Origin of the sequence: Asanoa sp. NPDC050611 (genome assembly GCF_040654855.1) — a bacterium.
Lineage (GTDB): Bacteria > Actinomycetota > Actinomycetes > Mycobacteriales > Micromonosporaceae > Asanoa.
In genome coordinates this window covers 1-3,671 of record NZ_JBFAIU010000519.1, presented here as the reverse complement: position 1 = coordinate 3,671, position 3,671 = coordinate 1, and the positions used below count along the sequence as shown (strand labels likewise).

Here is a 3,671-nt window from a genome sequence, read left to right as displayed (position 1 = left end):
GCCAGCAGCTCCAGCGCCTTCTCGGCCGAGGCGACCGCGCCGTGCAGCTTCTCGTCGAGCTGCAGCTTGGCGAAGTAGAGGACGCCGTCCAGGAGAACTCGCTGGCGTGCGCGACCGCGCCCCGCGCCAGCACCGCCCGGCGGCCGGGCGCGGCCAGGAGCCCGCCGAGGGCCCGGGCCCAGTCGTCCGGGTCGTGGCCGTCGACCAGCAGGCCGCTGATGTCGTCGCGGACCGCGGTGACCAGACCGCCGACGGCCGCGGCGACCACCGGGGTGCCGCACGCCTGCGCCTCGAGCGCGACCAGACCGAACGACTCGTTGTACGACGGCACGGCCACCAGGTCGGCGGCCCGGTAGACGTCGGCGAGGGCGCTGCCGGTCTGCGGCGCCAGGAACCGCACGGCGTGGCTGATGCCCAACGAGGCGGCCAGCTCGATCAGTGCGGTCGGGCGGTCGAGGCCGGTGCCGCTCGGCCCGCCGACGATCACCACGGTCAGGTCGCGGGCGACCTCCGGGTCGCGGGCGTGCAGCGCGGCGGCCGCGGCGATCAGCACGTCGGGCGCCTTGAGCGGCTGGATCCGGCCGACGAAGGCGACGATGTGGCCGCGCTCGGGCAGCTCCAGCCGGCGCCGGGCGGCGAGCTGGTCGCCGGGGGTGAAGCGGTCCAGGTCGACACCCGGCTCGACGACGCTGACCAGGTCGGGGTCGGCGCCGTACCGGTCGATCAGGTCGCGGGCCTCGAACGTCGTGTTGGCCACCAGCCGGTCCGCCTCGGCGACGACCTGCTCCTCGCCGACCACCCGGGCCAGCGGCTCGGGCCGGTCACCGGAGGCGAGCTGGGCGTTCTTGACCTTGGCCAGGGTGTGCGCGGAGTGCACCAGCGGCACGCCCCAGCGCTCCCGGGCCAACCAGCCGACCTGGCCGGAGATCCAGTAGTGGGAGTGCACGAGGTCGTAGTAGCCCGGCGCGTGCGCGGCCTCGGCGCGCAGCACGCCGGTCGCGAACGCGCACATCTGCGCCGGCAGGTCCTCCTTGGCCAGCCCCTCGAACGGGCCGGAGATGACGTGCCGGACGGTGACACCGGGCGACATCTCGACCGTGTGCGGCAGGTCGCTGGAGGTGGCCCGGGTGAAGATCTCGGTTTCCACGCCGGCCGCGGCCAGCCGCCGGGCGACCTCGGTGACGTAGACGTTCAGGCCGCCCGCGTCGCCGGTGCCGGGCTGGTCCAGGGGTGACGTGTGTACGGAGAGCGTGGCTATGCGTCGGGGGAGGGGCCAGGGCTGGGGGCCTCGCTGCCGGACGACGCCAGACGGCGCCTGCACCACATCTGCTCCTTCCGCGCGGGCCCACATTGTCGGGCGCCCATATAAACCTCTCCCCCGGGCGACATCTTCCCTATGCGCGGCGGGTTACGCCTACCCGGTGGTAGTCGGAGGTGACGGACTTCATCCGCGAGTGAGGCGCGCCACGCGATGCGAGAGGATTGTCGGCATGCCGATCGCGATCGTCACGGGCGCCTCCAGCGGGATCGGTGCTGCCACCGCCCGCCGCCTGGCCACCGAAGGTTTCACCGTCGTACTCGCCGCCCGCCGCGCCGACCGGCTCGACGAGCTTGTGACGCAGATCACCGACACGGGTGGTGCCGCGGTCGCGGTCCCCTGTGACGTCACCTCCGACGAGTCGGTCGCCGGGCTGGCCGAGGCCGTTGCCGACCTGGCGGAGTCCGCGGGCCGGGAGGGCGCCGGCCCCGAGGAGCGAGTCACCCTGCTGGTCAACAACGCCGGCGGTGCGCTCGGCCTCGACCCGGTCGAGCACGGCTCGGTCGCCGACTGGCAGTGGATGTACGAGGTCAACGTGCTCGGCACGCTGCGGGTGACCAAGGCGCTGCTGCCGCAGCTCGAGGCGTCCGAGGCCGGCACGATCGTGATGCTCAGCTCGACCGCCGGATTCATCGTGTACGAGGGTGGCGGCGGCTACGCGGCGGCCAAGCACGGCATGACCGCGATGACCGGCACGCTGCGGCTGGAGCTGGCCGGCCGCCCGGTGCGGGTGATCGAGGTCGACCCCGGCATGGTGCGCACCGACGAGTTCGCGAAGATCCGGTTCCGGGGCGACGAGCAGCGCGCCGCGGCGGTCTACGAAGGCGTGGAGATGCCGCTGACCGCCGACGACGTCGCCGACTGCATCGCCTGGTGTGCGACCCGGCCGCAGCACGTCAACATCGACCGGCTCGTGGTCCGCCCGCTGGCCCAGGCCGCGCAGCACAAGGTGGCCAAGGGGCGGATCGGCCTGCAAAGGCCGACCAGCTAGCTCAGTGGGCGGCAGAGCTGAACGCCCGCGCAGCGGGCGTCCGCGGGGGATGGTGACCCGCGGCACCACCAATCCCAACCGGCTGCGCCGGGTGGACAACTGGATCGCGGCGGTCGCCGGCCCCGCGCTGCGCGACGCCGCGGAGCCGCTGGTGGTGGACCTCGGCTACGGCGCCACCCCGGTGACGGCCGTCGAGCTGCGGGCCCGGCTGGCCCGCGTCCGCGCGGACGTGCGGGTGGTCGGGCTGGAGATCGACCCCGAGCGGGTCGCCGCCGCGGCGCCGGCCGCCGACCCGCCGGGCCTGACCTTCGCCCGCGGCGGCTTCGAGCTGGCGGGGCTGCGTCCGGTGGTGGTGCGGGCGCTCAACGTGCTGCGGCAGTACGACGAGGCCGAGGTCGCGCGGGCCTGGGCGGCGATGACGGGCGCGCTCGCGCCGGACGGGATCGTGGTCGAGGGCACCTGTGACGAGCTGGGCCGCCTGGCGGCCTGGGTCTGCCTGGACCGGGCCGGACCCCGCTCGCTCACCCTCGCGGCTCGGCTGTCCACGCTGGACACTCCGGCGACGCTGGCGGAGCGCTTGCCCAAGGCGCTGATCCACCACAACGTGCCCGGCGAACCGGTGTACGACCTGCTCCGGGCGCTCGACGACAGGTGGCGGGACGCGGCGCCGTACGCGGCGTTCGGCGCGCGACAGCGGTGGCTGCGGGCGGTCGCCGCGGTCAAGGCCGGCGGCTGGCCGGTCGTCGACCGGCCCGCACGCTGGCGACTCGGCGAGGTCACGGTCGACTGGGCAGCCGTGACAAAATTCTCCTAACGGACACGACACCTAAATCGCCAAAGCCTCGTTGGGACGTTCGACAACAACCCATCACACAGACGGGGAGGACAGGCTGTGCGTAACCGGCTGTCCCTCATTCTCGCCAGTTTCGCGCTGCTGGTCCCGGCAGTCGCGCTGAGCAGCGCGGCGGCGCAGGCCGCGCCCGCCTACGTGGTCGCGGCACCGCAGTGCCCACCCGGATCGGAACCGCAGGGCTACGCCTGTGCGCCGGTCGAGACTCCACCGCCCACCGACGAGCCGGAGCCGGAGGCGCCGGAGCCCACGCCCACACTGCCGCAGACCGGTGCGGACGCCGGGGTCCTGGCCGGCGTCGGCGGCGGCATCCTGCTGGTCGGCGTCGTCGTCGCTCTCTGGGCCACGGTCTTCCGCCGGCGCCAGCGCTTCGAGGCCTGAGTTCAACACCCCCAGCCCGGGTGCGTACCCGGGGGTCCAGTGGGGGTCACCGAAGGGGGTCTGGTCGGCTACCCGCCGCGCGGGCAAGGACATCTGTGGACCGTGGTGGCGCCCCCGTCGCCGCACGATCT

4 protein-coding genes are annotated in these 3,671 nt (G+C 74.1%); 3 read left to right on the top strand and 1 reads right to left on the bottom strand.

Going from position 1 to position 3,671, the window contains the following annotated elements:
- The coding region (gene mshA / locus AB0H87_RS39470; protein ID WP_360158216.1) for a D-inositol-3-phosphate glycosyltransferase at positions 1–1,324 on the bottom strand (1,324 nt) is incomplete at its 3' end.
- 166 nt (positions 1,325–1,490) lie between these two features.
- On the opposite strand from mshA, the gene AB0H87_RS39465 reads away from it, so the two are divergent.
- From AB0H87_RS39465 to AB0H87_RS39455, 3 genes are all read left to right on the top strand, one after another.
- Positions 1,491–2,309, top strand: coding sequence for an SDR family NAD(P)-dependent oxidoreductase (locus AB0H87_RS39465; RefSeq protein ID WP_360158213.1), 819 nt, complete (start codon positions 1,491–1,493; stop codon positions 2,307–2,309).
- Between the two features lie 49 nt (positions 2,310–2,358).
- Positions 2,359–3,123 carry a class I SAM-dependent methyltransferase gene (locus AB0H87_RS39460; RefSeq protein ID WP_360158210.1) on the top strand — a complete coding sequence of 255 codons (765 nt, stop codon included), beginning with the start codon at positions 2,359–2,361 and terminating at the stop codon, positions 3,121–3,123.
- 78 nt (positions 3,124–3,201) lie between these two features.
- A complete protein-coding gene (locus AB0H87_RS39455; protein WP_360158207.1) occupies positions 3,202–3,540 on the top strand; it encodes an LPXTG cell wall anchor domain-containing protein in 339 nt (112 codons plus the stop codon).
- Positions 3,541–3,671: the final 131 nt, after the last annotated feature.